The sequence below is a fragment of the Streptomyces fagopyri genome (assembly GCF_009498275.1).
Classification (GTDB): Bacteria; Actinomycetota; Actinomycetes; order Streptomycetales; family Streptomycetaceae; genus Streptomyces; species Streptomyces fagopyri.
Genome location: NZ_CP045643.1, coordinates 3,508,476 through 3,533,758, shown reverse-complemented (window position 1 = coordinate 3,533,758; position 25,283 = coordinate 3,508,476). Strand labels below are relative to the sequence as shown.

Annotated in this window: 20 protein-coding genes; 13 read left to right on the top strand and 7 right to left on the bottom strand. The window is 71.9% G+C overall.

What is annotated here, in order from left to right:
- Positions 1 to 355 precede the first annotated feature (355 nt).
- Positions 356 to 1,126, top strand: coding sequence for a ferritin-like fold-containing protein (locus tag GFH48_RS15025; protein ID WP_407698634.1), 771 nt, complete (start codon positions 356 to 358; stop codon positions 1,124 to 1,126).
- Between the two features lie 67 nt (positions 1,127 to 1,193).
- Here GFH48_RS15025 and GFH48_RS15020 read toward each other — a convergent pair whose 3' ends face one another.
- From GFH48_RS15020 to GFH48_RS15005, 4 genes are all read right to left on the bottom strand, one after another.
- Positions 1,194 to 1,463, bottom strand: coding sequence for a hypothetical protein (locus tag GFH48_RS15020; RefSeq protein ID WP_153288757.1), 270 nt, complete (start codon positions 1,461 to 1,463; stop codon positions 1,194 to 1,196).
- 294 nt (positions 1,464 to 1,757) lie between these two features.
- Positions 1,758 to 1,985 (bottom strand): DUF3107 domain-containing protein, encoded by a 228-nt coding sequence (locus GFH48_RS15015; protein WP_028801993.1) that lies wholly within the window; start codon positions 1,983 to 1,985, stop codon positions 1,758 to 1,760.
- A gap of 146 nt (positions 1,986 to 2,131) precedes the next feature.
- Positions 2,132 to 2,773: a TetR/AcrR family transcriptional regulator gene (locus GFH48_RS15010; RefSeq protein ID WP_153288756.1), complete on the bottom strand. Its 642-nt coding sequence runs from the start codon at positions 2,771 to 2,773 to the stop codon at positions 2,132 to 2,134.
- A 247-nt stretch (positions 2,774 to 3,020) separates the two neighbouring features.
- A complete protein-coding gene (locus tag GFH48_RS15005; protein ID WP_153288755.1) occupies positions 3,021 to 3,239 on the bottom strand; it encodes a hypothetical protein in 219 nt (72 codons plus the stop codon).
- 158 nt (positions 3,240 to 3,397) lie between these two features.
- Between GFH48_RS15005 and GFH48_RS15000 the strand changes: the two genes are divergently transcribed.
- The 12 genes from GFH48_RS15000 to moeZ all read left to right on the top strand — a co-directional run bounded on the left by GFH48_RS15000 (position 3,398) and on the right by moeZ (position 18,943).
- A complete protein-coding gene (locus GFH48_RS15000; protein ID WP_153288754.1) occupies positions 3,398 to 4,387 on the top strand; it encodes an alpha/beta fold hydrolase in 990 nt (329 codons plus the stop codon).
- A gap of 8 nt (positions 4,388 to 4,395) precedes the next feature.
- Complete coding sequence (locus GFH48_RS14995; RefSeq protein WP_153288753.1) at positions 4,396 to 6,147, top strand: DUF3152 domain-containing protein; 1,752 nt, start codon at positions 4,396 to 4,398, stop codon at positions 6,145 to 6,147.
- A gap of 79 nt (positions 6,148 to 6,226) precedes the next feature.
- Positions 6,227 to 6,319, top strand: coding sequence for an Ms4533A family Cys-rich leader peptide (locus tag GFH48_RS39910; protein WP_315986905.1), 93 nt, complete (start codon positions 6,227 to 6,229; stop codon positions 6,317 to 6,319).
- Between the two features lie 151 nt (positions 6,320 to 6,470).
- Positions 6,471 to 8,189, top strand: coding sequence for an ABC transporter substrate-binding protein (locus GFH48_RS14990; RefSeq protein WP_153288752.1), 1,719 nt, complete (start codon positions 6,471 to 6,473; stop codon positions 8,187 to 8,189).
- Between the two features lie 4 nt (positions 8,190 to 8,193).
- Complete coding sequence (locus GFH48_RS14985; protein ID WP_153288751.1) at positions 8,194 to 9,186, top strand: ABC transporter permease; 993 nt, start codon at positions 8,194 to 8,196, stop codon at positions 9,184 to 9,186.
- Positions 9,183 to 10,199 carry an ABC transporter permease gene (locus GFH48_RS14980; RefSeq protein ID WP_194280591.1) on the top strand — a complete coding sequence of 339 codons (1,017 nt, stop codon included), beginning with the start codon at positions 9,183 to 9,185 and terminating at the stop codon, positions 10,197 to 10,199. The genes GFH48_RS14985 and GFH48_RS14980 overlap by 4 nt, the downstream gene beginning before the upstream one ends.
- 5 nt (positions 10,200 to 10,204) lie before the next feature.
- Positions 10,205 to 11,887, top strand: a complete 1,683-nt coding sequence (locus GFH48_RS14975; RefSeq protein ID WP_407698711.1) for a dipeptide ABC transporter ATP-binding protein — start codon at positions 10,205 to 10,207, stop codon at positions 11,885 to 11,887.
- A 190-nt stretch (positions 11,888 to 12,077) separates the two neighbouring features.
- Positions 12,078 to 13,955 carry a DUF3492 domain-containing protein gene (locus GFH48_RS14970; RefSeq protein ID WP_228120585.1) on the top strand — a complete coding sequence of 626 codons (1,878 nt, stop codon included), beginning with the start codon at positions 12,078 to 12,080 and terminating at the stop codon, positions 13,953 to 13,955.
- A 647-nt stretch (positions 13,956 to 14,602) separates the two neighbouring features.
- Entirely contained in the window at positions 14,603 to 15,724 is a 1,122-nt protein-coding gene (locus GFH48_RS14965; RefSeq protein ID WP_407698633.1) for a hypothetical protein, read from the top strand.
- Positions 15,725 to 16,004: 280 nt separating this feature from the next.
- Positions 16,005 to 16,964 (top strand): NAD-dependent epimerase/dehydratase family protein, encoded by a 960-nt coding sequence (locus GFH48_RS14960; RefSeq protein WP_153288749.1) that lies wholly within the window; start codon positions 16,005 to 16,007, stop codon positions 16,962 to 16,964.
- Positions 16,952 to 17,701: a spherulation-specific family 4 protein gene (locus GFH48_RS14955; RefSeq protein ID WP_153288748.1), complete on the top strand. Its 750-nt coding sequence runs from the start codon at positions 16,952 to 16,954 to the stop codon at positions 17,699 to 17,701. The genes GFH48_RS14960 and GFH48_RS14955 overlap by 13 nt, the downstream gene beginning before the upstream one ends.
- A gap of 63 nt (positions 17,702 to 17,764) precedes the next feature.
- On the top strand, positions 17,765 to 18,943 hold the full coding sequence (moeZ, locus tag GFH48_RS14950; RefSeq protein ID WP_153288747.1) for an adenylyltransferase/sulfurtransferase MoeZ: 1,179 nt from the start codon (positions 17,765 to 17,767) through the stop codon (positions 18,941 to 18,943).
- A 95-nt stretch (positions 18,944 to 19,038) separates the two neighbouring features.
- Here the strand turns inward: moeZ and GFH48_RS14945 are convergent, their stop codons facing one another.
- The 3 genes from GFH48_RS14945 to GFH48_RS14935 form a co-directional block, all read right to left on the bottom strand.
- A complete protein-coding gene (locus GFH48_RS14945; RefSeq protein ID WP_153288746.1) occupies positions 19,039 to 20,589 on the bottom strand; it encodes an alpha/beta hydrolase in 1,551 nt (516 codons plus the stop codon).
- A 115-nt stretch (positions 20,590 to 20,704) separates the two neighbouring features.
- Positions 20,705 to 22,249 carry an alpha/beta hydrolase gene (locus GFH48_RS14940; protein WP_153288745.1) on the bottom strand — a complete coding sequence of 515 codons (1,545 nt, stop codon included), beginning with the start codon at positions 22,247 to 22,249 and terminating at the stop codon, positions 20,705 to 20,707.
- 111 nt (positions 22,250 to 22,360) lie between these two features.
- Positions 22,361 to 25,177 carry a lysylphosphatidylglycerol synthase domain-containing protein gene (locus GFH48_RS14935; protein WP_153288744.1) on the bottom strand — a complete coding sequence of 939 codons (2,817 nt, stop codon included), beginning with the start codon at positions 25,175 to 25,177 and terminating at the stop codon, positions 22,361 to 22,363.
- Between the last annotated feature and the right edge of the window lie 106 nt (positions 25,178 to 25,283).

Sequence of the window (25,283 nt, the reverse complement as noted above, 5' to 3'; positions counted from 1 at the left end):
GTGTACGCGGTACGAGGCGAGCGCGGGGGTCGTGACGGGACCGTGCCGGGGACGTCGGCCGCTCTGTGACGGGCGGGCCGAGTGGCATGGGACCACTGCCGACGCTCGAGCTCTCGTGCCGCTGAGGGTTCCCTCCGGATGCCGTACGCGATGTGCCGTACCGGTGAGGAGGGCTGTCGGGTCGGAGCCGATCGGGCCACCGACCGGGCATCCTCATTCGTGCGGCCCGTCGAATACTCGCCGGGCGCATTACCACCATACCCCGGATTCGCGCATATGCGATGGCCGATTTGGTCACGTAGTCGCCGTCACAGTGGATGAGCAGGGACTTCCCTGTCGCGGCGAGCGGGCTATTGTGCGCTTCATGACGACGCCTGACAACGCCGCTGACACGTCCGCCGAGGCATCCGGCGACACCGCCCCCGCGGCCACCGGGGTCGCCGCGCAGAACTGGGACACGGCCTCCGCCGACCCCCAGTACCGTGCCGCGGTCGTGGACCTGCTCGGAGCGCTCGCGTACGGCGAGCTGGCGGCGTTCGAGCGGCTCGCCGAGGACGCCAAGCTGGCGCCGACGCTGAGCGACAAGGCGGAGCTGGCCAAGATGGCGTCGGCCGAGTTCCACCACTTCGAGCGGCTGCGGGACCGGCTGTCCGGGATCGGCGAGGAGCCGACCGGGGCGATGGAGCCGTTCGTCGCCGCGTACGACGGTTTCCACAAGCAGACCGCGCCCTCGGACTGGCTGGAGGGGCTCGTCAAGGCCTACGTCGGCGACTCGATCGCCAGTGACTTCTACCGGGAGGTCGCCTCGCGCCTGGACGAGGACACGCGCGGTCTCGTCCTCGGTGTCCTGGACGACACCGGGCACGCGAGTTTCGCCGTGGAGAAGGTCCGCGGCGCGATCGACGCGGACCCCCGGGTGGGCGGCCGGCTGGCGCTGTGGGCGCGGCGGCTGATGGGCGAGGCCCTGTCCCAGTCGCAGCGGGTGGTGGCGGACCGCGACGCGCTGTCGACGATGCTCGTGGGCGGGGTGGCGGACGGGTTCGACCTCGCGGAGGTCGGGCGGATGTTCTCGCGGATCACCGAGGCCCACACGAAGCGGATGGCGGCGCTGGGCCTGGCGGCCTAGCGCCTCAGGGTCCTGTCCGACCCGGCCTGGGGCCGGTCCCTACGGGATGCGCCGTCGCCCGGTACGGTCACGCCGTCGCCGAGCGGCGGCGAAATCTTTCCGCCGGGCGCAGCAGCAGCGAGAGCAGCGCCGCGGAGACGATCGCCGCGCCGAAGAGGATCACCGGGTAGTACGCGGAGCCCAGTGCCGTGTGGGTGAGGAAGGCTCCGAACAGGCCTCCCGCGACGCCGGTCGACAGGACCAGGCTGCGGGCGGGCAGGCGGTGCGGCAGGCGGCGCGAGACGGCCCACGCCAGGGCCAGACCGAGCGCCGCGGCGCCGAGCGCTTCCAAGAACATGGTGAGGGGTCCCTCCCGCACAGCACGTGCAAATCGGTCGTAGCCGGTCTACCCGTGACGTGCGGAACGCAACCCTCCTCTGTGATCGATCTGTGCTCCGTCTGTGGCGACGGGGCCAAGTCGCGAGGGGCGCGGGGACGGTTCACGGGCGTCGTCCGGGAGGTGGATCGCGGCCGTCGTGCCGGGTGCATCGCGGGCGTCGCCGGGACGGGTCGCGGGCGTCGCCGGGACGGGTTCCGGCCGGATGTGCGGAGGGGCCCGGCGACAGTGTCACCGGGCCCCTCGCTTGGCTGACTACAGCGCGCTGAATCCCACCTTGCGCTGCGTGGGCTCGCCGAGCTCCACGTAGGCGAGGCGGTCGGCCGGAACCAGGACCTTGCGCCCGTGGTCGTCCACGAGGCTCAGCAGCTGCGACTTGCCGGCCAGCGCCTCGGACACCGCGCGCTCGACCTCTTCCGGGGTCTGACCGCTCTCCAGAACGATCTCGCGGGGCGCGTGCTGCACGCCGATCTTGACCTCCACGGCTTTGTCCCTCCGACGGTCAGTCATGTGCGCGTTCATCCGCGCCGTACGCAGCACACATTAGCCCGGTGAGGGGACGTACACGCTCCGCCCGAGAACGCCAGGAGCGAACAGCGGGTGGGAACAAAGTGGCGGTCAGCCGGTGGTCAGTGGTGGTCGGTGCCGTGCAGCGGGAAGCCCGCGATGCCCCGCCACGCCAGCGAGGTCAGCAGCTGGACCGCCTGGTCGCGCGGCACGCTGCGGTCGCTGTGCAGCCAGGAGCGGGCCACCACCTGGGCCAGACCGCCCAGACCGGAGGCGAGGAGCATCGACTCGGCGCGCGACAGTCCCGTGTCCTCCGCGATGACGTCGCAGATGGCCTCCGCGCACTCGTGCGTCACCTTGTCCACGCGCTCGCGGACCGCCGGCTCGTTCGTCAGATCGGACTCGAACACCAGTCGGAATGCGCCGCCGTCGTCCTCGATGTACGCGAAGTACGCGTCCATGGTGGCGCGGACGCGCAGCGAGTTGTCCGTGGTGGACGCGAGCGCCGTCCGTACCGCCTGGAGCAAGGACTCGCAGTGCTGGTCAAGCAGGGCGAGATACAGGTCCAGCTTGCCCGGGAAGTGCTGGTAGAGGACCGGCTTGCTGACGCCCGCGCGCTCGGCGATGTCGTCCATGGCGGCCGAGTGGTACCCCTGAGCAACGAACACTTCCTGGGCGGCGCCGAGGAGCTGGTTGCGTCGGGCACGGCGCGGCAGGCGAGTGCCCCGCGGGCGCGCCGCCTCTGTCTGCTCGATGGCTGTCACGCCGCCTCCCAAAATTGTCCACTTGCGGTGTGCGCCGCGCCGCCATCGTACTTTTCGGTAACCCTGGTGTGCGCGGTGCGAGCGCAGAATTTCACGGACCGGACGCGGGCGATAGCGGCACAGAGCATGCCCAACGGTGGCAGGTCGGGCGCCGCGGCACCCGGATCACCCCGGTCGCCCGGCCGTCCTGGGCCGTCGGTCATATGTGCGAGCGGGTCCGTCCCGTCCTCCGGCCGGCCCGTGCGGCCTAGCGGTAGTCGTCCTCGTTGAGCTCCACGACTCTGGCCTGCTCGGCGAGGTCCGCCTCGTTGGCGTCGAGGGACTCGCCCACGGCCTGGAGGCCGTCGTCCCGCGGTGTCAGATCCGCGTGCTGTTCGGCGGCGTCGGCCTCCGGGGCCTCCGGGTCGAGGTCCGGGCTCTCGTCAACTGCGGTGAAGGTCTCGGGGTCCGTGGGGTCGACTGTCATGGTTCCTCTTCCCGAGTGGTGCGAGCGCGCTCCCGTGTGTCTGCGAGTGCCCTCGTCTGAAGCCTAGGAGACACCCGATCCGGACGCCATGCGATTCGCCTCCCATCTGTGACGGCGAACACGTGAACCACTGTGTGATCGTCTCGTAACATTGCCGCATGTCTTCGACCGAGCTGCCCTCCGTGCTGGCCGCCACCGTCACGCCGAGGGTCGGGACCGTCCGGGTCGCGGAGGGGGAACGGCTGAGATCGGTCGGTCTGCCCGGGATCACGCTGACCGTGCGTTCCCGGCCCCCCGCCCGCGAGGGGCTGCCGCCGGCGCTGTACGTGCACGGGCTGGGCGGTTCCTCGCAGAACTGGTCGGCCCTGATGATGCTGCTCGACGGGCTCGTGGACAGCGAGGCCCTCGACCTGCCGGGCTTCGGGGACTCACCGCCACCGGACGACGGGGACTACGGCATCACCGGGCACGCGCGCGCGGTCATCCGCTACCTGGACGCCGCGGAGCGCGGCCCCGTACACCTGTTCGGAAACTCGCTGGGCGGCGCCGTCGCCACCCGGGTCGCGGCCGTACGGCCCGACCTCGTGCGCACGCTCACGCTCGTGTCGCCCGCGCTCCCGGAGATCCGCGTGCAGCGCACCGCGTGGCCGACGGCGCTGCTCGCCGTGCCCGGGGTGGCGGGTCTGTTCACCCGGCTCACCAAGGACTGGAACGCCGAACAGCGCGTCCGCGGGGTCACGGCGCTCTGCTACGGGGATCCCGGCAACGTGTCGCCCGAGGGATTTCGCGAGGCGGTCGAGGAGATGGAGCGGCGGCTCGCGCTGCCGTACTTCTGGGACGCCATGACACGCTCGGCGCGCGGGATCGTGAACGCGTACACGCTGGGTGGCCAGCACGGACTGTGGCGGCAGGCCGAGCGGGTGCTCGCGCCGACGCTGCTCGTCTACGGCGGCCGTGACCAGCTCGTCGGCTACCGCATGGCGCGCCGCGCCGCGCGCGCCTTCCGCGACGGCCGGCTGCTGTCCCTGCCGGAGGCGGGGCACGTCGCGATGATGGAGTACCCGGAGACGGTGGCCACGGCCTTCCGTGAACTCCTCGCGGAATCCGCCGAGTCGACCTCGTCGGCCGTCACCGGTGCGGGGAGCTGAGGCGGGGCGTGGGACGTCACAGTCGCCGGGGACGGGCGGAGAAGAGCGACACGGGGGAGAAGCCGGCGGCGGCACCCGGTGCGGTGCCGCGTGCGGCTCAGAGGCCGGGAGGCGCGCCGCAGGAGACCCCGCGCGGCGCCCTGGGTCCCCAGCCGCCGCGCCCTCGCGCGGGCGGGACACCGGCCTCGGGAGCGCCCGGCGGGACGGACGGGACTCCGGCGCGCGGAGTGCCGGCCTTCCAGGACCGTTTCCAGGACGGGACCCCGGCCCACGGCATTCCCCGGCCGTCCGGCGGGACCTCGGCCCAGGGGATACCGCGTTTTCCTGACGGGACCCCGGCTCACGGGGTGCCGCGCTTCGCCGACGGGACGCCCGCGCGGGGTATCCCGAGGACGGCCGACGGGACGCCCGTGCGCGGTGTCCCGCGGGTGGCCGACGGCACCGCCGCGCGAGGGCCGGTCCGGACGCGTGGTGGGCACCCGGAGCAGCGTGAGACCGGCGGTGGCTGGGGCGAGTTCAGGGGCGGACCGCCGAACGGAGCCGCGTACGGCGGCCCCCGGGTGACCCCCCAGGCCGCGCCCACCGGCCTCTCCGGGCCCATGGCGCCGGGCGGACCTCGCGTCCCCGGCCAGCGCCAGGAGCCCGGAACAGGGGCAGGAGCAGGAGCAGGGCAAGGGCAAGGGCAACGACAAGGAGCGGCAACCGGGTTCGGATCCGGGTCGTGGTCCGGGCGTGGACCCCGGCAGGCCTATGTCGACGCCTTCGACGAGGGCGGCACCGGTGACGGCACGGGAGACGCCGACCTGTTCGCGCCCCGGCAGGCCACCGCGCTCCGCGGTGACCCCCACGGTCCCGTCACCGACCGCGACGCCCCCGTCGCCGACCGGGATCCGCGGGTCGCCGAGGAGCCGGCGGCGCGGCCCGGTGAGGAGACCAGGTCGAAGGGCGGCAAGGGGCGGACGTTCACCGGCATCGCCGCGGCGGCCGTCACCACCGTGCTCGCCGTCGTGGTCGCCGGACAGGTGGCCACCGGACGCGACGGCGGCGGCACGCGCACGCAGTCCGCCGCCGGTGCCGGCCGGGGCACCCTCGGCTCCGCCTCACGCGGCGACGGCCGGACCGCCGCGTCCGGCGCACCGGCCGCGAAACCCGTGAAGGCACTGACGTACGACCAGAAGATGGGCGAGAAGTACGCACTCGGCGCGAAGCTCAAGGCGTCGGGCAGGTTCGCCGCCGTCGCCGGGTTCGACAAGGCGCCAGGCGAGGGCCGGAAGTACACCTATCGAGTGGATGTGGAACAGGGCCTCGGACTTGACGGCGCGCTCTTCGCGCAGGCCGTGCAGAAGACGCTGAACGACCGCAGGAGTTGGGCCCACGGCGACTCCCGCGCCTTCGAGCGGATCTCCTCCGGCAGGCCCGACTTCGTGATCACGCTGGCCAGCCCGGGCACCACCGCCGAGTGGTGCGCCAAGTCGGGTCTGGACACGACCGAGGACAACGTGTCCTGCGACTCGGCCTCCACCGACCGCGTCATGATCAACGCCTATCGGTGGGCCCAGGGCTCCAGGACGTACGGCGACGCGATCCATCCCTACCGGCAGATGCTCATCAACCACGAGGTCGGCCACCGGCTCGGATACGGCCACGTCAGCTGCCAGAAGGACGGTGCGCTCGCTCCGGTCATGCAGCAGCAGACGAAGTTCCTCGACCACGACGGGATCCACTGCCTGCCCAACCCCTGGCCGTACCCGGGCAGTTGACCCGGAGACGACAGGAGTCACAGCCGTCACGGGCCGGACCGCATTGACATGCTCCGAAAGTTCGTTCATATTTCTGCGCATGTGGTCCAGTCCTGCCGTCCGTCGCGCCGCCATCGAGCTGGCGCTGATCGGCGTGACCGCGCTCTGCGTGGCCGACATCCACTGTCGCTGACGTCCGCCCCCGGCGTGCTCGTCGCGATTCCGTTCCCCGCGTGACCGTACCGGTCCGTGACCTTTCGGCGACCTGACGCCGGGGGAGACGTCTGTTCATTTTCGTCTCACTCCTCGTCAATGTGTCTCACCATCCGAGAGGTCGTCTTCCCATGCGTCAACCGTCCGTGAACAGAGCCCGTGTGGCGACCGTTTCGCTTGCCCTGGTCGTGGCAGCGGGCGCCGCCGCCTGCGGGCCCGAGGACAACGATGCCAAGGGCGCCGGCGGCGACTCCGAGCTGCGCAAGGGAGGAACGCTCACCGTCCTCAACGCCAACGCGCAGGAGGACTTCGACCCGGCGCGCCTGTACACCTCCGGCGGCGGCAACGTCCCCTCCCTCGTCTTCCGCACGCTCACCACGCGCAACCGCGAGAACGGGGCCGCCGGCGCCAAGGTCGTCCCCGACCTCGCCACCGACACCGGCCGTCCGAACAAGGACGCGACCGTGTGGACGTACACCCTGAAGAAGGGCCTCACGTACGAGGACGGCACGCCGATCACCTCCGCCGACATCAAGTACGGCATCGAGCGTTCCTTCGCGGCCGAACTCTCAGGCGGCGCGCCCTACCTGAGGGACTGGCTCATCGGCGGCGCCGCCTACCAGGGCCCCTACAAGGACAAGAAGGGCCTCGACTCGATCGAGACGCCCGACGACCTGACGATCGTCTTCCACCTGAACAAGCCCGAGGGCGAGTTCCCCTACCTCGCCACCCAGACGCAGTTCACGCCCGTCCCGCAGGCCAAGGACACCGGCACCAAGTACGAGGAGCACCCGGTCTCCTCGGGCCCGTACAAGGTCGTCAAGAACGAGAACGACGGCGAGCGGCTGATCCTGGAGCGCAACCCGCACTGGTCCGCGTCGACCGACGCCGAACGCAAGGCCTACCCCGACAGGATCGACGTACGGTCCGGCCTGGACTCGTCCGTCATCAACCAGCGGCTGTCCTCCTCCCAGGGCGCGGACGCCGCCGCCGTCACCACCGACACCAACCTCGGCCCGGCCGAACTCGCCAAGGTCACCGGTGACAAGGAACTCGCCGCGCGCGTGGGCACCGGGCACTTCGGCTACACGAACTACATCGCCTTCAACCCGAAGGTGAAGCCGTTCGACGACCCGAAGGTGCGGCAGGCGATCTCGTACGCCATCGACCGCACCTCGGTGATCAACGCCGCCGGCGGCTCCTCCCTCGCCGAGGCGGCGACCACCTACCTGCCGAACCAGAAGTCCTTCGGCTACACGCCCTACGACCACTTCCCGGCGGGCGCGTCCGGCGACCCGGCCAAGGCCAGGGAACTCCTGAAGAAGGCCGGCCACGGCAACGGCCTCACCATCACGCTCACGCACTCCAACGACAAGGACTTCGAGACCAGCCCGGAGATCGCCACCGCCGTCCAGGACGCCCTGAAGAAGGCCGGCATCACCGTCAAGCTCCAGGGCCTGGAGTCCAACGACTACAAGGACAAGATCCACGGCGCGAAGACCGAGCCCGGCTTCTTCCTCGCCCACTGGGGTGCCGACTGGCCCTCCGGCGGCCCCTTCCTCGCCCCGATCTTCGACGGCCGCCAGATCGTCGAGGACGGCGCCAACTTCAACACCGGCTTCCTCGACGACAAGGCCGTCAACGCCGAGATCGACGCGATCAACAAGCTGACCGACCTCGACGAGGCCGCGCGACGCTGGGGCGCGCTCGACAAGAAGATCGGCGAACAGGCCCTGACCGTGCCGCTGTTCCACCCGGTGTACAAGCGCCTCTACGGCAACGACGTCAAGAACATCGTGATCAGCGACTGGACCGGCGTGCTGGACATCTCCCAGGTCGCGGTGAAGTAGCACCGTGACCGAGGTCATCGTCGCCTCCCAGGCCCCCGGGACGGACATCTCCGTCCCGGGGGCCTCCGGGGCCCGTCAGTTCTGGCGGCGGCTGCGCACCCAGCCCGCCGCCCTCGTCGCCGCGGCCGTCGTCGCGCTGCTCGTCCTGGTCGCCCTCGCCGCACCGCTGCTCACCGCGGTCGAGGGCCAGGACCCGACCACCTACCACCCGACCCTCGTAGACTCCGCGCGCGGCGGCGTACCGCTCGGCTCGTTCGGCGGTGTCAGCGGCGACCACTGGCTCGGCGTCGAACCGCAGACGGGCCGCGACCTCTTCGCCCGGCTCGTCAACGGCGCCCGGGTCTCCCTCGGGGTCGCCTTCGCGGCCACCCTCGTGCAGGTCCTCATCGGCGTCGTCGTCGGTGTCGCGGCCGCCCTGGGCAACCGATGGGTCGACCAACTCCTCAGCCGGGTCACGGACATCATCATCGCGATGCCGCTGATGATCATGTCCCTCGCGCTGCTCGCGATCGTGCCCAGCGGCTTCCCGCGTCCGGTCCTGGTCGCCCTCATCATCGGCCTGGTGGCCTGGGGCTCGACCGCGAAGATCGTGCGCGCCCACGCGCTGACCCTCAAGGAGCTCGATCACGTGGCGGCGGCCCGGCTCAGCGGCTGGGGCCCCTGGCGTGTCGCCCGCCGCGAACTCCTGCCCGCCCTGGCCGCGCCCGTCATCACGTACGCCGCCCTCCTCGTCCCCATGAACATCACCGTCGAGGCGGCGCTCAGCTTCCTCGGCGTCGGAGTGAAGCCGCCGACCCCCTCCTGGGGCCAGATGCTGACCGCGGCCGACGTCTGGTACCAGGCGGCGCCGCAGTACCTGCTGCTGCCGGCGGGCTCGCTCTTCCTCACCGTCCTCGCGCTGACCGTCCTCGGCGACGGGGTGCGCACCGCCCTCGACCCGCGCGCGGCCTCGCGGCTGCGCGTCGGCACCGGACGCAAGCGGGAGGCCAGGGCATGAGCGGCCTGCCCGGAGCGGGCGGATTCACCGGATTCGCCCTGCGGCGTCTGGTCGGCGCCGTCGTCACCCTGCTCGCGATCTCCGTGATCATCTATCTCGTCTTCTACGTCGCCCCCGGCGACGTCGCCCAGATCACCTGCGGCCCGCGCTGCTCGCCCGCCCAGGTGCACCAGGTCTCCGCGCAGTTGAAGCTCGGCGATCCGCTGTACCTGCGCTACGGGCACTTCCTGCAGGGCATCGTCGTAGGACACGACTACTCGACGGGCACCTCCGTGCAGCACTGCGGCGCGCCCTGCCTCGGCCTCTCCTACCAGAGCGACCAGCAGGTCACCCACCTGATCTGGACGAAGCTTCCGGTCACCCTCTCGCTCGTGCTCGGCGCGATGGTGCTGTGGCTGGTCCTCGGCGTCGGCACCGGCGTGCTCTCCGCGTGGCGCCGCGGCCGGGTCACCGAGCGCGTGCTGACGGGCGTCACGCTCGCCGGCACCGCGACACCCGTCTTCGTCATCGGCCTGGTGCTGATGATCGTCGTCTGCGGACAGTTGCAGTGGCTGCCCTTCCCGCAGTACGTGCCCCTCACCGAGGACCCCGAGCAGTGGGCGTGGAACCTGCTGCTCCCCTGGCTGGCGTTCGCGCTGATCGAGGCCGCCAAGTACGCCCGGCTGACCCGGGCCTCGATGCTGGAGACCCTCGCCGAGGACCATGTCCGCACCTTCCGCGCGTACGGCGTGGGGGAACGCTCGATCATCGGACGGCACGCCCTGCGCGGTGCGATCGCGCCGGTCATCGCGCTGAACGCCAACGACGTCGGTTCGGCGATCGGCGGCGCCGTGCTCACCGAGACGATGTTCGGACTGCCCGGCCTCGGACGGGAACTCGTGCACGCCGTGCAGGTCGTCGACCTTCCGGTGGTCGTCGGGATGGTCCTGGTCACCGGCTTCTTCGTGGTCCTGGCCAACGCCGTCGCGGACGTCCTGTACGCGGTGGCCGACCGACGGGTGGTGCTGTCGTGAGTCTCGTGAAACCCGTGAACACCGGCGGAACGCCGGACGACGGGCCGGACGACACCGGTGACACCCTCGTGGACGTCCGCGACCTCGTCGTCGAGTTCGGGGACCTGCGCGCCGTCGACGGGCTCTCCTTCACCCTCGGGAAGGGCGCCGCGCTCGGGCTGGTCGGCGAGTCCGGCTCCGGCAAGTCCACCGTGGCCTCCGCGCTGCTGGCGCTGCACCGGGGCACCGGAGCGCGCGTCGGCGGCGCGGTGCGGGTGGCGGGAGTGGACGTACAGGCCGCCTCCGACGACGAACTGCGGCGGCTGCGGGGCGGGAAGGCCGCGATGGTCTTCCAGGACCCGCTGTCGTCCCTCGACCCGTACTACGCGGTCGGCGACCAGATCGCCGAGGTGTACCGCGTCCATGCGAAGGCCTCCCGGCGCGCCGCACGCGCGCGTGCCGTCGAGGTGCTCGACCGTGTCGGCATCGCGGACGCCGCCCGCCGCGCGCGCTCGCGCCCGCACGAGTTCAGCGGCGGCATGCGGCAGCGCGCGCTGATCGCGATGGCGCTGGCCTGCGCGCCCGACCTGCTGATCGCCGACGAGCCGACCACGGCCCTCGACGTGACCGTCCAGGCCCAGATCCTCGACCTGCTGCACACCCTGCGGGAGGAGACCGGGATGGGGCTGCTGCTGGTCACGCACGACGTGGGCGTGGCCGCCGGGAGCGTCGACGACGTGCTCGTCATGCGGCACGGGAGGGCGGTCGAGCACGGGCCGGTCGCGTCGGTCCTCGGGGCTCCGCGAGAGGCGTACACGCGCGAACTGCTGGGCGCGGTGCCACGCGTGGACGCGCCACGCGTCCGGCCCGTGACCGCGCCGGCTGCTGCCGGGGGGAGCGGGGGCGGGGCGGTCGGTGAGGTCGTGCTCGAAGCGGTGGACCTGCGGCGCGAGTTCGGGCGCGGCAGACGGCGGTTCACCGCCGTGGACGGGGTGTCGCTCACGGTACGGCGCGGGGAGACGCTCGGCGTCGTCGGTGAGAGCGGCAGCGGCAAGACCACGCTCGGGCGGATGCTGGTCGGCCTGCTGGAGCCGACCGCCGGGTCGGTCCGGTACGAGGGCCGGGCACAGTCCGGTGTCCGCCCCAGCGTCCAGATGGTCTTCCAGGATCCCGTCTCCTCCCTCAATCCCCGGCGCAGTGTGGGCGAGTCGGTCGCCGACCCGCTCCGGGCACGGGGTGAACGGGACGAGACCCGCATCCGGGGGCGCGTACGGGGGCTGCTGGAGCGCGTAGGGCTGGAAGCGGCGCACTACGACCGCTACCCGCACGAGTTCAGCGGCGGACAGCGCCAGCGCGTCGGTATCGCGCGGGCACTCGCCGCCGACCCGCGCGTCATCGTCTGCGACGAACCGGTCTCCGCGCTCGACGTCACGACCCAGGCCCAGGTGGTCGCCCTGCTCGCCGAACTCCAGCGCGAACTCGGTCTCGCGCTCGTCTTCGTGGCGCACGACCTGGCCGTCGTACGCCAGGTCAGCGACCGCGTCGCGGTGATGCGACGCGGCCGGATCGTCGAACACGGTCCCGCCGACGAGGTGTACGAGTCCCCGCAGGATCCGTACACCAAGCAGCTGCTGGCAGCCGTGCCGGCGCTCGATCCGGAGGTCGCGGCGGAGCGGCGCAGGGCCCGCGGGCAACTGGCCACAGCGTGACGGGAAGTCACCGAATGATTCCCTAGCGCGACAGAACGCAACTTGCGCGGGAAAGTTACGACCGTTCACCCCTTTTGGTGGCGCGATGGACAACCGTCCATCGCGCCACCGTCATGTCCGCATACGTTCTTCCCGCTGCGAGCCGCCGGGTCAACGGCGGCTCCCCACAAGGGAGATCGGGGGTGCACTCGTGCGCATCGGACTGCTTACGGAGGGTGGCTATCCGTATGTGAGCGGTGACGCCAAGCTCTGGTGCGACCGGCTCGTGCGCGGGCTCGGGCAGCACGAGTTCGACATCTACGCGCTCAGCCGCAGCCGACGGCAGGAGGACGAGGGCTGGGTCTCACTGCCGCCCCAGGTCAGCCGCGTACGGACGGCTCCGCTCTGGACGGCCGAGGGCGACGGGGCGGTGCACGGGCGCCGGGTGCACGGACGCCGGACGCGGCGGCGGTACGCCGAGTGCTTCGGGGAACTGGCGGCGGCCGTCTGCGCGGGCCCGGGGAGCGTGGACGGTTCCGGTGCGGTCGGTGGGGTCGGTGCGGTCGGCGCGACCGGCACGGCCGGTGCGTCCGGTGCGGCCGGTGGGGTCGGTGCGGCCCGTGCGGCCGGTGTTTCCCGTGATTTCGGTGGGGCGGGGGCGGGGGCGGGGGCGGTCGGGGGCTCTGGGGGCTCCTTCGGCCTTGAGGCGGACCGTTTCGCCACCGCGCTGTACGGACTCGCGGACCTCGCCCGCGACGAGGGCGGCCTGGCCGGGGCGCTGCGCTCCGAGGCCGCCGTGCGCGCATGGGAACGCGCCTGTCGCGCGCCGGGCGCACTGCGTGCCGCGCGCACCGCTCGCGTGCCCGATCTGCTCACCGTCGCCGCTCACGTCGAGCGGTCGCTGCGCCCCCTCTCACTGGACTGGTACGCCGACGACGGGCTCGGCGCGGTCGACCTCTGCCACGCGGCCGCCGGCGGCTCGGCGGCCCTGCCCGGTCTGCTCGCCCGGCACTTCGCCTCGGTCCCGCTGCTCGTCACGGAGTACGGAGTGCCGTTGCGCGCGCACTACCTGGCCTCCGCCGCCACCGAGGAAGCCCCGGCCGTACGGGCGCTGCTCGCCGCCTTCCACGGCAGGCTGGCCACCGAGGTCTACCGCCGGGCCGCGCTCATCACGCCCGGCAACATCCACGCCCGGCGCTGGCAGGAGCGCTGCGGCGCCGACCGCGCCAAACTGCGCACCGTCTACCCCGGCATGGAGGCGTCCCGCTTCGCGGAAGTGGGGGAGAGCGCCGAGGGCACCGGCTGCGCGGACCCGGACACGCTGGTCTGGGTCGGCCGCGTCGAGCCGTCGAAGGACCTGGTCTCCCTGCTGCACTCGTTCGCCGAGATCCGCAAGGAGGAGCCGAAGACCCGGCTGCGGATCTTCGGAGCACCCGCCGAGGGCCCGGACGGCGCGCTCTATCTGGCGCACTGCAAGGCGCTGGCCGCCCATCTCTTCCCCGACGAGGCCGAGGGTGCGCACGCCGTCGGCGACAACCCGGTGTCCTTCGAGGAGATCGGCGGTCCGGAGGCTCCGGGACTCGCGGAGGCGTACGCGTCCGGTGCCCTGGTCGTCCTGTCCAGCGTCGTCGAGGGCTTTCCGATCAGTCTCGTCGAGGCGATGTTCTGCGGCCGCGCCACGGTGTCCACCGACGTCGGCGCGGTCGTCGAAGTCATCGGCGGTACGGGACTGGTGGTGCCACCACGCAATCCGCGGGCGCTCGCCGAGGCGTGCGTGGCGCTGCTGCGCGACCCCGGACGGCGCGCACGCCTCGGCGCGGCGGCACGCGCGCGTGCCCTCGAACTGTTCACCGTGGAGCAGAACGTCGAGGCATTTCACGGCATTTACCTGGAGATCGTCTCGCGCTCCCCGATCCTGCGGGTCCTCGTGGACGCGGCAGGCGAACCGCTGCCCTTCGGCGTACCCGCCGAGGCCCACGTACCCGGCCGCTGGACCGAGGCCGGCCTCGTCGCCGCCGGGCGGTCGCGCTGGGCGTCGGGGGTCCCGGGACGCGTGAGCCTTCCGCTGACCGCGGGGGAGGGCGCGTGATGGGCGAACCGGGCCGAACCGAAGGACGACTCGGCGAACTGGGCCGGCCCGCGACAGCGGAGACCTCCGGGGCCTGGGACGAACAGTCGGTGGAGTGGTTCCTGGGGGACGAGGGTCTCGTGGGAGACGGGGAGGCGGACCCTCGTGCGCGGGCGACCGTCCGGAACGGCGGGGGTCCGACGGGGGCCGCGGCCGGCGCCGCAGTCACCGCGACCGGAGCCGCAGCCGCTGCCGCGAGCGCGGCTGCGGGCAGTTCCGGGGATGCGCCGGTGCGCGCATCGGCACCGGCCGCTGCGCCGGGGGCCGTGGCGGTGGCCGAATCGGTGGCTGAATCGGTGGCCGTAGCGACGGTCCCACCGGCACTGTCGGACGGATCGGTCCCCACGCCTTGTCCCATGACCGGCCCCACGTCCGGTGCCACATCCGGTTCCGCGCCTCTCGGAACCGAGGCCGGAGCCGGAGCCGACGCCGGAGTCGATGCCCGAGCCGACGCCGGAGTTGAGGCCGGAGCCGACGCCGGAGTTGAGGCCGGAGCTGCGGCGGGGACAGGAACTGGGACAGCGTCAGAGGCACCGGCAGAGGCACCGGCAGAGGCACCGACTGAGCCAGCGACTGAGGTACCGGCTGAGGGCATCAACACGAGCGCGGTGCCCGACGCGTCGAACGACATGAGCGGCTTCCCCGGACGCTCCCCAAGGCCCCCCGGCCGCCGGAACGCCGTGGACCCGGTGAAGGCCCTGATGCACCGGCACCGCGAACTCTGCGAACGCGCCGTCGACCCGCTGGAGATCGCGGCGGGCCTGGAGGCGCACGGGCTGACCGACCGGACCGCCACCCGCTTCCGGCACCGGGACGTGTTCTCCCTCGCCGAGGAGATGTACGCACGCCGGGCGCGCGACGTGGAACCGGCCCCGCAATCCGCGCCCGTGGCACACTCCGGCGCACGCGCCGGCTGGGCCGTGCTCGCCCTGCTGCCGGGCGCGCTGTGCGCGGCAACCGTGACCGGACTGCGGTTCACCGAAGGGCAGGCCCATCTCGCCGTCGCCGCGGCCGGAACCCTCGCCGTGACACTCGGCCTGCGCGCCGCTCTGCGCCGCGGCCCCCTCAGCACCGCCCACCGCACGACGAACGGCACCCGGGCGTGGACCTGTTGGCTGATCGTGTACGCCCTGTTCGGTGACGGACTGCTGAGCGCAGCCCTCTCCGGCGGCCCCGACGACCCCTGGCCGCCGACCACGGCGCCCGTACTCGCCCTCGCCCTGTCCTGCGCCCCCGCCGCCTGGTGCGCCCACCTCTTCATGGCGCGCGCCCGCCGCGGACTGGCCGCCAGCCGGGGCCTGAAGGAGTTCGCGGTCTCCGTGAGACCTCTGCTCCTGGGCGTGTTCGCCCTCTTCCTGTGCTCACTCGGCGCCCTGCTCGCGCTCTGCGGCGCGGCCCTGGACGAGCCCCCCGCCTACGCCGGAGCGGGCGCCCTCGGCGCGTTGCTGCTGCTCGCGCGACTGCTCGTGGTGCGCGGCTTCACCCACGCCCCCGCCGTCGTGCTCGGCGCGGCCGGCGCGGCCGAGACCACCGCGACGGCCACGGTCTTCGCCGGCCGGCTGCCCGGCTGTTCGTTCCTGGGCACGCCCGTCGAGACCGTCGCCTCCGCGTGGGGACCCGCCGCCGTCCCGGCCCTGGTGTGCGGCACGGGCGCCCTCGTCCTGCTGATCCACGCGACCCGCACCCTGACCCGGGCCTCGGCCCACGCCGTACCCGACGGGACGCCGTGAGCACCGCCCCCGCGCCTGGCCCGGGCCGCGCACACGGCGGCGAACAGCGCTGCGCACCGCCCGCCGCGGACCACGACCCGCGCACCTCGCCCCGGCCCGCGGCGCCCTCCGCCGCCGCGAACCGTCGTGAGCGCCACCCGAGGGCCCGGCCCCGCCGCCGGGCCCACCTCTCCCGCGGGGCCGACACCGCGGGCCTCCCTTCCGACCCACGGCACCACCCCGAAGGAGAACGCCAGATGATCACCTCCCGAACCGGAGAATCCGCCCCGGGAGCCGCCCGATGAGGGTCCTGCTGATCGGAGCCAACGGATACCTCGGCCGTTTCGTCGCCGACAGACTGCTCGCCGACCCGGCCGTGCAACTCACCGCGCTCGGCCGGGGCGACGACGCCGACGTACGGTTCGACCTCGCCTCGGGCAGCCCCGGCGCGCTCACCCGCTTCCTGGACGCCGTGCACCCCGGGGTCGTCATCAACTGCGCCGGTGCCACCCGCGGCGGCGCCCGCGAACTGACCCGGCACAACACCGTCGCCGTCGCCACCGTCTGCGAGGCCCTGCGGCGCAGCGGGTGCGGGGCGCGGCTCGTGCAGATCGGCTGCGGCGCCGAGTACGGGCCCAGCCAGCCCGGTTCGTCCACCGCCGAGGACGCCGTCCCGCGCCCCGGCGGCCCGTACGGCGTCAGCAAACTCGCGGCCACCGAACTGGTCCTCGGCTCCGGACTCGACGCCGTCGTCCTGCGCGTCTTCTCGCCCGCCGGGCCCGGCACGCCCGCCGGATCCCCGCTCGGCCGCCTCGCCGAGGCCATGCGGCGCGCCATGCAGTCCGGCGACGGCGAACTCAAACTCGGCGGGCTCGGCGTCCAGCGCGACTTCATCGACGTCCGCGACGTCGCCCGTGCCGTCCACGCCGCCTCCCTCTCCGCCGCACAGGGCGTCATCAACATCGGCTCGGGGCGGGCCATCCGTCTGCGCGACGCCGCCGCCGTCCTCGCCCGCGTCGCCGGCTACGGCGGCACGCTGCACGAACTCGACGGCCCGCCCGGACCCATGAGGGCACCCATCGGCCACCCCCGCCCCGAACCCGACCACGCGGGCCCGGCCGCCTACCCCTACCCGGACGGCTGCGGCAGCTGGCAACAGGCCGACGTACGCACCGCGCGCGACCGCCTCGGCTGGCGGCCCCGGATCAACCTGGAGGAGTCCCTCGCCGACATCTGGATGGAGGCGGCATGCCGCATCTGACCAGCGCCACGGCGGGCACCGCGAGCACGAACCTGAGAACCGGTTTCGGCATCCCCGGCTACGCGCACCCCCTCGTCGCACCGGGGGAGTGGGGCGCGCTCACCCGCCCCGGCACCCCACTGCACTGGGTCGTCCTGAACGTGGCCGAAGGTCCCGGCGTCCGCCCCGACCCGCACTGCCTGGAAGCCGTCGGCCGGCTCCGCAACGCCGGTGTGCGCGTGCTCGGGCACTTGGACGTCTCCTACGGCGCACGTGCCGTCGGCGAGGTGATCTCCGACGCCCACCGGTATCTCGACTGGTACCGGGTCGGCGGGTTCCTCCTGCACCGCTGCCCCACCGAGCGCGCCGCGCTTCCCGAGGTCCGCCGGGCGGTCACCGGGCTCCGCGCGCTCCTCGACGACCCGCACATCGTGCTCGGTCACGGCACCCACCCCTACCCCGGCTATGCCGAGAACGCCGACCAGCTGGTGACGTTCTCCGGCCCGTGGAGCGACTACCGGTGGTCGCAGGTCGCCGAGTGGACCGCCGACTACGCGCCCGAGCGCTTCTGCCACTTCGTGCACGGCGTGCCGCGCGGCCATCTGGACGAGGCGCTGCGCATCGCGCGCTGGCAGGGCGCCTCGACCATCTACTTCACCGACCGCACGGATCAGGGCGGCCGTACCGACCCCTGGGAGACGATGCCCGGCTACTGGGACGAGATCGTCTCGCGGATCGGAACGGGTGTCTCGGAATGAAGAAGGGCGTGGCAGTGTTACGGGGAGAACAACTGTAGTGATTGACCGACCAACGGAGTCCCCGTGTCGCTGCCACCCCTGGTCGAGCCGGCTGCCGAGCTCACCGTAGACGAGGTCCGCAGGTACTCCCGCCACCTGATCATCCCCGACGTGGGCATGGACGGGCAGAAGCGGCTGAAGAACGCCAAGGTGCTGTGTGTGGGCGCCGGCGGCCTCGGGTCCCCGGCGCTGATGTACCTGGCCGCGGCGGGCGTGGGCACGCTCGGCATCGTGGAGTTCGACGAGGTCGACGAGTCGAACCTGCAGCGGCAGATCATCCACAGCCAGGCGGACATCGGCCGCTCCAAGGCCGAGTCGGCGCGCGATTCCGTGCTGGGCATCAACCCGTACGTGAAGGTGGTCCTGCACGAAGAGCGGCTCGAGGCCGAGAACGTGATGGACATCTTCAGCCAGTACGACCTGATCGTCGACGGCACGGACAACTTCGCGACCCGCTACCTGGTCAACGACGCGTGCGTGCTCCTCGACAAGCCGTACGTGTGGGGCTCGATCTACCGCTTCGACGGCCAGGCGTCCGTCTTCTGGTCCGAGCACGGCCCCTGCTACCGCTGCCTCTACCCGGAGCCCCCGCCCCCCGGCATGGTCCCCTCCTGCGCCGAGGGCGGTGTCCTGGGCGTGCTGTGCGCGTCCATCGGCTCCATCCAGGTCAACGAGGCGATCAAGCTGCTCGCAGGCATCGGCGAGCCCCTGGTGGGCCGCCTGATGATCTACGACGCCCTGGAGATGCAGTACCGCCAGGTCAAGGTCCGCAAGGACCCGGACTGCGCGGTCTGCGGCGAGAACCCCACCGTCACCGAACTCATCGACTACGAGGCCTTCTGCGGTGTCGTGTCCGAGGAGGCCCAGCAGGCGGCGGCCGGCTCCACGATCACTCCCAAGCAGCTCAAGGAGTGGATCGACGACGGCGAGAACATCGAGATCATCGACGTCCGCGAGATCAACGAGTACGAGATCGTCTCGATCCCCGGCGCCAAGCTGATCCCGAAGAACGAGTTCCTCATGGGCACCGCCCTGGAGACCCTTCCGCAGGACAAGAAGATCGTCCTGCACTGCAAGACGGGTGTGCGCAGCGCGGAGGTCCTCGCCGTCCTGAAGTCCGCGGGCTTCTCGGACGCGGTGCACGTCGGCGGCGGCGTGATCGGCTGGGTCAACCAGATCGAACCGGACAAGCCGATCTACTGAGCACCCGGTGAGCCGGTGCGCTGAGCACCGGACCGTCCCGTACTTCCGGCGGCGGGGGTCCCGTACACGACAGGTGTGCGGGACCCCCGCCGCCGTCATGAACAGACCTTGCCGTCCTTCGGCACCGTCCCGTTCAGCAGATAGCCGTTCACCGTGGAGTCGACACACTCGCTGCCGCTTCCGTACGCGCCATGGCCCTCGCCCTTCCAGGTGAGTTCCACCCCGACGCCCCTGCCCAGCTCGTCGGCCATCCTGCGGGCGCCCTCGTACGGCGTCGCCGGGTCCCCGGTGTTGCCCACGACCAGGACGGGTGCCGCTCCCGGGGCGCTGACCTCCGGGGTGTCGTACTGACCGCCGACCGGCCAGTCGTGACACCAGCCCGCCGTGTCCCAGCCCATGAAATCGCCGAAGACCGGCGAGATCTTCTCGAACTCCGGCAGGAGCTTCCTCGTCTCGCCGGGAGTCGGACGCTGCTTGTCGTCCAAGCAGGATATGAGCCGTTGTGAATGGGTCGTCGTGCCGTAGTGCCCCGAGGAGTCACGGTCGTTGTACCCGTCGGCGAGCGCGAGCAGGTCCGTGCCGTCGCCGTCCTCGGCGCTCTGGAGCGCGGCGGTCAGGCGCGGCCAGCCCGCCTTGCTGTACAGCGGCTGGACGATGCCGGTGAGGGCCAGGGTCTGGGTGAGCTTTCGCCCCCCGCCGGTCGGCAGCGGCTTCGCGTCGATCCGGTCCAGAAGGTCCACGATCTTCGCGGAGCCCTGCGCGGGGTCCTGGCCGGTGGACTTGAGGTAGTCGTCCAGGGCGCGCTGGAAGCCCAGGGTCTGGTTCTTGGCGTGGCCCACCGTGTCGGCGCTCGGGTCGACGACTGCGTCCAGCACCAGGCGTCCCACGTTCTTGGGGAACAAGTGGGCGTACACGCCGCCGAGTTCGGTGCCGTAGGAGATACCGAAGTAGTGCATCCGGCTGTCACCGAGGACCTGGCGCATCAGGTCCATGTCGCGGGCGGTGTCGGTCGTCGAGACGTGCGACATCAGCTTTCCGGCGGCTTTCGCGCAGCCCTTGCCGAAGTCGGTGGCGTCCTTGAAGTAGGCGCTCTCCTCGGCTGCGTCGTCCGGGGTGGCGTCCACCGACTCGGCGGCCTGGATCGCCTTGTCACCGCGGCAGCGCACGCCCTCGCTGGCGGCGACACCGCGTGGGTCCCAGCTCACCAGGTCGTAGCGCTCGTGGAGCGGGCCGACGAGGCTCTCGTAGTAGGGCATGGTGGAGACGCCCGAGCCGCCGGGGCCGCCGAAGTTGAACAGGAGTGAGCCGAGGCGCTTGCCCTGGCCGCCGGTCGCCTTCGATCGGATCAGCGCGAGTCCGATCGTCCCGCCGTCCGGCTTCGCGTAGTCGAGCGGCACCTTGAGCGTCGCGCACTGCCAGCCGTCGCCCTGGGCGGCCGCGCTCGAAGTGCCCTTGCAGCGACCCCAGTCGGGCTTCTGAGAGGTGAGCGAGGCCGGCAGTGCCGAGGCGGCCGCGGACGAGGACGTGGTGGCCGACGGGGTGTCACTGTCCTTCCCCTCGTCCTTGCCGTTCCCGGACGAACCGCCGCAGCCGGCCACCAGCAGAGCGGTCGCCACCAGGGCCGTCCACCGTGCGAAACGCGTCATGAGATTCCCCCTCACCCGTGGTCCGCCGGATGCCGCGGATCACCTGCACGCCATAGTAGGCGCCCGTGGCGAGCAGCCTCGGGCGCCTGTGGATAACTGTCTGACCTGCACTTTTCTAAGTGCAGACGGTTCCGGCGGGGGGCACGGTCCCGTTCAGTAGATAGCCGTCCACGGCGTTGTGCACGCACTTGTTCCCGCTGTCGTACGCGCCGTGCCCCTGGCCCTTGTAGGTCAGCTCGACGCCGACGCCCTTGCCCAGCGCCTCCACCATCTTCCTCGCGCCCTCGTACGGTGTGGCCGGGTCACCGGTGTTGCCGACCACGAGGATCGGCGCCGCGCCGACGGCGCTGACGTCCGGGTGGTCGGCGGCGCCCGGGACGGCCCAGTCGGTGCAACTGAGCATGCCCCAGGCCAGATAGTCGCCGAACAAGGGGGACGCGGCCCGGAACTCCGGAAGTTTCGCCTCGACGTCGGCGGTGGTGTAACGCGGCTTCTCGTCAGCGCAGTTGATGGACACGTTCGCCGCGGTGAGATTGCTGTACTGGCCGTCCTCGCTGCGCCCGTTCATCGAGTCCGACAGCAGCATCAGCTCCTTGCCGTCACCGCTGTACGCCTGGTCCAGGCCCTCCGTCAGGTACTCCCAGAAGTCCTTGGAGTACAGAGCCTGCGCGATGCCGTTGGTCGCCGCGGTCTGGGTCAGCTCACGGGGGAAGACACCGGGGATCGGTTTGCTCTCCAGGCTGGTCAGGAGCTTGGCGATACGGTCCTTGACGTCCTGCGGGGTGTCGCCGATCGGGCAGGGATCCGTCTTCGAGGTGCAGTCCTCGGCGAAGTTGTCCAGCGCGAGCTGGAAGCCCTTGGCCTGCCCGAGCGCGCCCTGTTCCGGGTCCTGTGTCGGGTCGACCACTCCGTCGAACACGGCGCGCCCCACGTGCTCGGGGAACAGATGGGCGTACACGCCGCCGAGTTCGGTGCCGTAGGAGATGCCGAAGTAGTGCAGCTTGGCGTCTCCGAGGACCTGCCGCATGAGGTCCATGTCGCGGGCCGCGTCGGTGGTGCGCACGTGCGGGATGGTCCGCCCCGAGTTCTTCTCACAGGCCGCGTTGAACGTCCTCGTGTTGTTCAGGAGGGCCTTTTGCTGGGCGGCGTCGTCGGGGATGGCGTCCTGCTGGAAGTACGCGTCGAGCTGGCTGTCGTCCTCGCACTTCACCCCGTCGCTGCGGCCGACCCCACGCGGATCGAAGCTCACCAGGTCGTAGCGGGTGCGCAGCTTCGCGTAGTCCCCGCCGAAGGCGGGCAGCGTGGTGACGCCCGAGCCGCCGGGGCCACCGAAGTTGAAGACGAGGGAGCCGATGCGTCTGCCCGGGTCGCCGCTCGTCCGCGCCCGGATCAGCGCGATGCCGATCGTGTCGCCCTTGGGGTCGGACCAGTCGAGGGGAGCCTCCATGGTGGCGCACTGCCACCGCGCACCGCCCGGCAGAGGAGAGGGGACGTTCCCGCCGCCCTCCGACTCGGAGGGGGCCGGGCAGTCCTTCCAGCTCAGCTTCTGGGCCGTCAGATCCCCGTCCCTGGGTCCGTCGCCGCAGCCTGTCAGCACACAGGGCAGCAGGACGGCGGTCACGGTGAGGGCAGCGGCACGTGACAGGGACGGGTTCGGCATGTCTCCCATCCTGCGGTCGCGTCGCGCGGTGCGCTCGGGACGCGGGCCGTGCGGGTGAGAACGCGGCGCCCCGTGCCGGTACGGCCGGGGTGGGGCGGCCGTCACCGCTTCCTACAGGGCGCCCTTGCGCGTGAGGTGGTTGAAGAACAGCCAGCCGGGCAGCACCGGCAGCCACAGCGTCAGCAGCCGGTACAGCAGCACCGCGGGCGCGGCGACCTCCTTGGGGAGACCGACGGCGATCAGACCGACCGTGAGCGTCGCCTCGACCGCGCCGACACCGCCGGGCGTCGGCGCCGCCGAGCCGAGCGCGTTGCCGGCGAGGAAGACGACGGCCACGCTGGCGAGGCTGAGCGTGGTGGTCTCCTCATGACCGAAGGCACGGATCGACGCGTCCAGGCACATCACGAAGCAGGCGGTCAGCAGCAGCATGCCGCCGATGCCGGTGACGAGCTTCTGCGGCCGCTGCAGCACGTCCAGCATCCGCGGCACGACGCCGGCGAACAGCGACCTGACACGGGTGACGATGAACTTCCGCAGGAACGGCACGGACGTCACGACGAGGACCAGCACCGCGACCGTCAGCAGACCGGCGATGACCGTGCGGGAGGGCGACAGCGACGGCGTCTTCTCCGTGCCGGTCAGATAGCCGAAGGACAGCAGCATCAGGATGTGACAGCCGAGACCGAACAGCTGCGACGCGCCGACGCTCGCCACCGCGAGCCCCGGCCGCACCCCGGCACGCTGCAGGAAGCGCGTGTTGAGAGCGACACCGCCGACCGCCGCGGGCGCCACGATCTTCACGAACGAGCCGGCCACCTGCGCGGCCACCGTCCGCAGGAACGGCACCCGTTCGGGCACGAAGCCGAGCAGGCTCATCGCCGCCGCGAAGTAGCTCAGCGCCGAGAACAGCACGGCCGCCGCGACCCAGCCCCACTCCGCGCTCTCGAACAGGCTCGCGAACTCGATGTGGGTGAGCTGGGTCAGAAGGAAGTACGCGCCGATGGCACCGGCGATGAAACTGATCAGCGTGCGCGGCTTGATCCGCTCCAGGCGGGCAGGCTCGACCGGTGCCTGCGGTCTGATCCGCAGCACCTGATGGCGGATCTGGGTGAGCAGGTCCTCCTCGCGGGCCTCGTCCAGCGCTTCGTCCAGCGCCCGCTTCTCGGCCCGCTGCTCCGCCCGTACGGCCTTCTTGCCGGGCTTCTCCGCCACGGTCTCGGCGTGCTGGGCCTGCTCCGCGCGCGCGAGCTTGTCCTGCCGGGAGGCCTCCAGCACCGCGTCACGCTCGCGCTGGGCACGTTCCCGGGCCAGTTTGCGCAGCGTCGCGCGCGTGGAGCGGGTCAGCGCGATGGGCTGCAGCAGGGGCAAGCAGTCGGCGACGGCGTCCGGACCCAGCACACCGACCGCGGACGCCACCGTGCGCTCGGCACCGACACGCAGCCCCAGAGTGGTCAGCAGCTGGGCGATGTCCATGCGCAGCAGCAGATCCCCGGCCGCGATCTCGCCGCCCCGCAGATCGGTGAGGATCACCGTGCCGGAACGATCCACCAAAATCGCGTCACCCGCGAGCCTGCGGTGCGCGATGCGCCGTGACTGCAGCGCTTGCACCTGATGCCACGTGTCGCGCAGCAGACCGTCGGTGATGAGCTCCCCGGGCAGCGAGTCCAGGGTGCGTCCGCCCGTGTGCTCGTAGACGAGCATCACGGCGTCCGGACCGAGCTCGGAGGTCGCGATCAGCTTCGGCGCGTTGGCACCGGCCGCGATGGCCGCGTACGCGAGGAGCGCCTCCTGCTCCAGGGCCTGGCGCAGCGACTGGAGGCTGCGACGGGTGGCGAGCCCGCGCAGGGTCAGATTGCGCCACACCCGGTAGAAGAAGCCCTGCGCCTGCTGCTCCCGGTCGACCACCGTGACGTCCAGCGGCGGGCCGTCCTCCAGGGTGACGAAGTAGCGCCGGCCGCGGTCGCCGTTGTCGGAGGTGTCCGGAGTCTCCTCGCGGGCCGCGCTGACGGGATGGAAACCGACGTGCCGCAGCCCCGCCATCAGCGTCCGCCCGGTCGGCCGGACGTTCGGCGACCCCACCGCGTACAGCGTGCCGTAGGCGATGGTCCAGCCGATCAGCACCGTCAGGATGATCGAGAACGGTGTCGTGTAGCCGGTGACCAGCATGGAGAAGGCGTCCAGGAGGAGCACCACCCACAGCACCGAGCGCCAGCGGGGTCTGCGGGACATGCCGACGGCCGTCATGTACGCGATCACGGGCGCCAGGTAGCCGTGCACCGGGTCGGTGAGGGCGTGGATGTCACCCGGCGAGGGCTGGGTGAGGGCCTCCTGGATGGAGCCCGGCGCGGCCTTCGCGACCCACAGGTCGGTGGCGAGGGTCACTCCGTGTGCGAGGACCGCGGCGAGCACGCCGTCGGCGATGCGCAGCCCGTCCCGCTTGATCAGGCGCTCGATCGCGAAGGCGACCGGCACCAGCAGGATCGCGATGCTCGACGCGAGCCCCGCGATCTTGATCAGCAGATCGGGGGCCTGACCGGTGCCCTTGTTGATGTCCTGTTCGAGCCCCGAGGTCGTCCCGTGCGCGAATGCCGCGATGGCGAGCAGCACGACGATCGCGAGGAAGCCGACCAGCAGCCGCATCAGATCCGACGGCCGGTGCACGCGCGCGGGCAGCAGCGGTTCGTCGCCCTCGACCTCGTCGTTGTGGACCTCGTCACCGCAGTCGTCGTCGCGCGTCACCCGTCGAGTCCCGGTGCCGTGCGCCGCGGGGGAGGGCTTTTCGTCCGCCCTGGAAGGGGAATCGGTCCTCGCGGCGGGCTCGCCGGCCGTCTTGTCACTGCCCTCGGCGGCGGCTTCGCCGGCTTCCGGGCGCGACGAAGCGGCGGAGGCACTCTCCGCGCCTTCGGGGTGCACGCCCTGCTGCCTCATGGTCTCTTCTTGATCTCGTATCACCAGTCACCGCCCGCACGATGGTGGCATGCCCCACCGACACACGGGGGCATCAGGGTGCAAATGCGGGGGCGCACAGTCTGCC

Excerpts from the sequence above, each read along its gene's own strand:
- GFH48_RS14955 (WP_153288748.1), top strand. The coding sequence starts at position 16,952 with ATGCCGCATCTGACCAGCGCCACGGCGGGCACCGCGAGCACGAACCTG.
- GFH48_RS14980 (WP_194280591.1), top strand. The coding sequence starts at position 9,183 with ATGAGCGGCCTGCCCGGAGCGGGCGGATTCACCGGATTCGCCCTGCGG.
- GFH48_RS14940 (WP_153288745.1), bottom strand. The coding sequence starts at position 22,249 with ATGCCGAACCCGTCCCTGTCACGTGCCGCTGCCCTCACCGTGACCGCC.
- GFH48_RS39910 (WP_315986905.1), top strand. The coding sequence starts at position 6,227 with ATGTGGTCCAGTCCTGCCGTCCGTCGCGCCGCCATCGAGCTGGCGCTG.
- GFH48_RS14960 (WP_153288749.1), top strand. The coding sequence starts at position 16,005 with ATGAGGGTCCTGCTGATCGGAGCCAACGGATACCTCGGCCGTTTCGTC.
- GFH48_RS14935 (WP_153288744.1), bottom strand. The coding sequence starts at position 25,177 with ATGAGGCAGCAGGGCGTGCACCCCGAAGGCGCGGAGAGTGCCTCCGCC.
- GFH48_RS15000 (WP_153288754.1), top strand. The coding sequence starts at position 3,398 with ATGTCTTCGACCGAGCTGCCCTCCGTGCTGGCCGCCACCGTCACGCCG.
- GFH48_RS14945 (WP_153288746.1), bottom strand. The coding sequence starts at position 20,589 with ATGACGCGTTTCGCACGGTGGACGGCCCTGGTGGCGACCGCTCTGCTG.
- GFH48_RS14990 (WP_153288752.1), top strand. The coding sequence starts at position 6,471 with ATGCGTCAACCGTCCGTGAACAGAGCCCGTGTGGCGACCGTTTCGCTT.
- GFH48_RS15020 (WP_153288757.1), bottom strand. The coding sequence starts at position 1,463 with ATGTTCTTGGAAGCGCTCGGCGCCGCGGCGCTCGGTCTGGCCCTGGCG.
- GFH48_RS15005 (WP_153288755.1), bottom strand. The coding sequence starts at position 3,239 with ATGACAGTCGACCCCACGGACCCCGAGACCTTCACCGCAGTTGACGAG.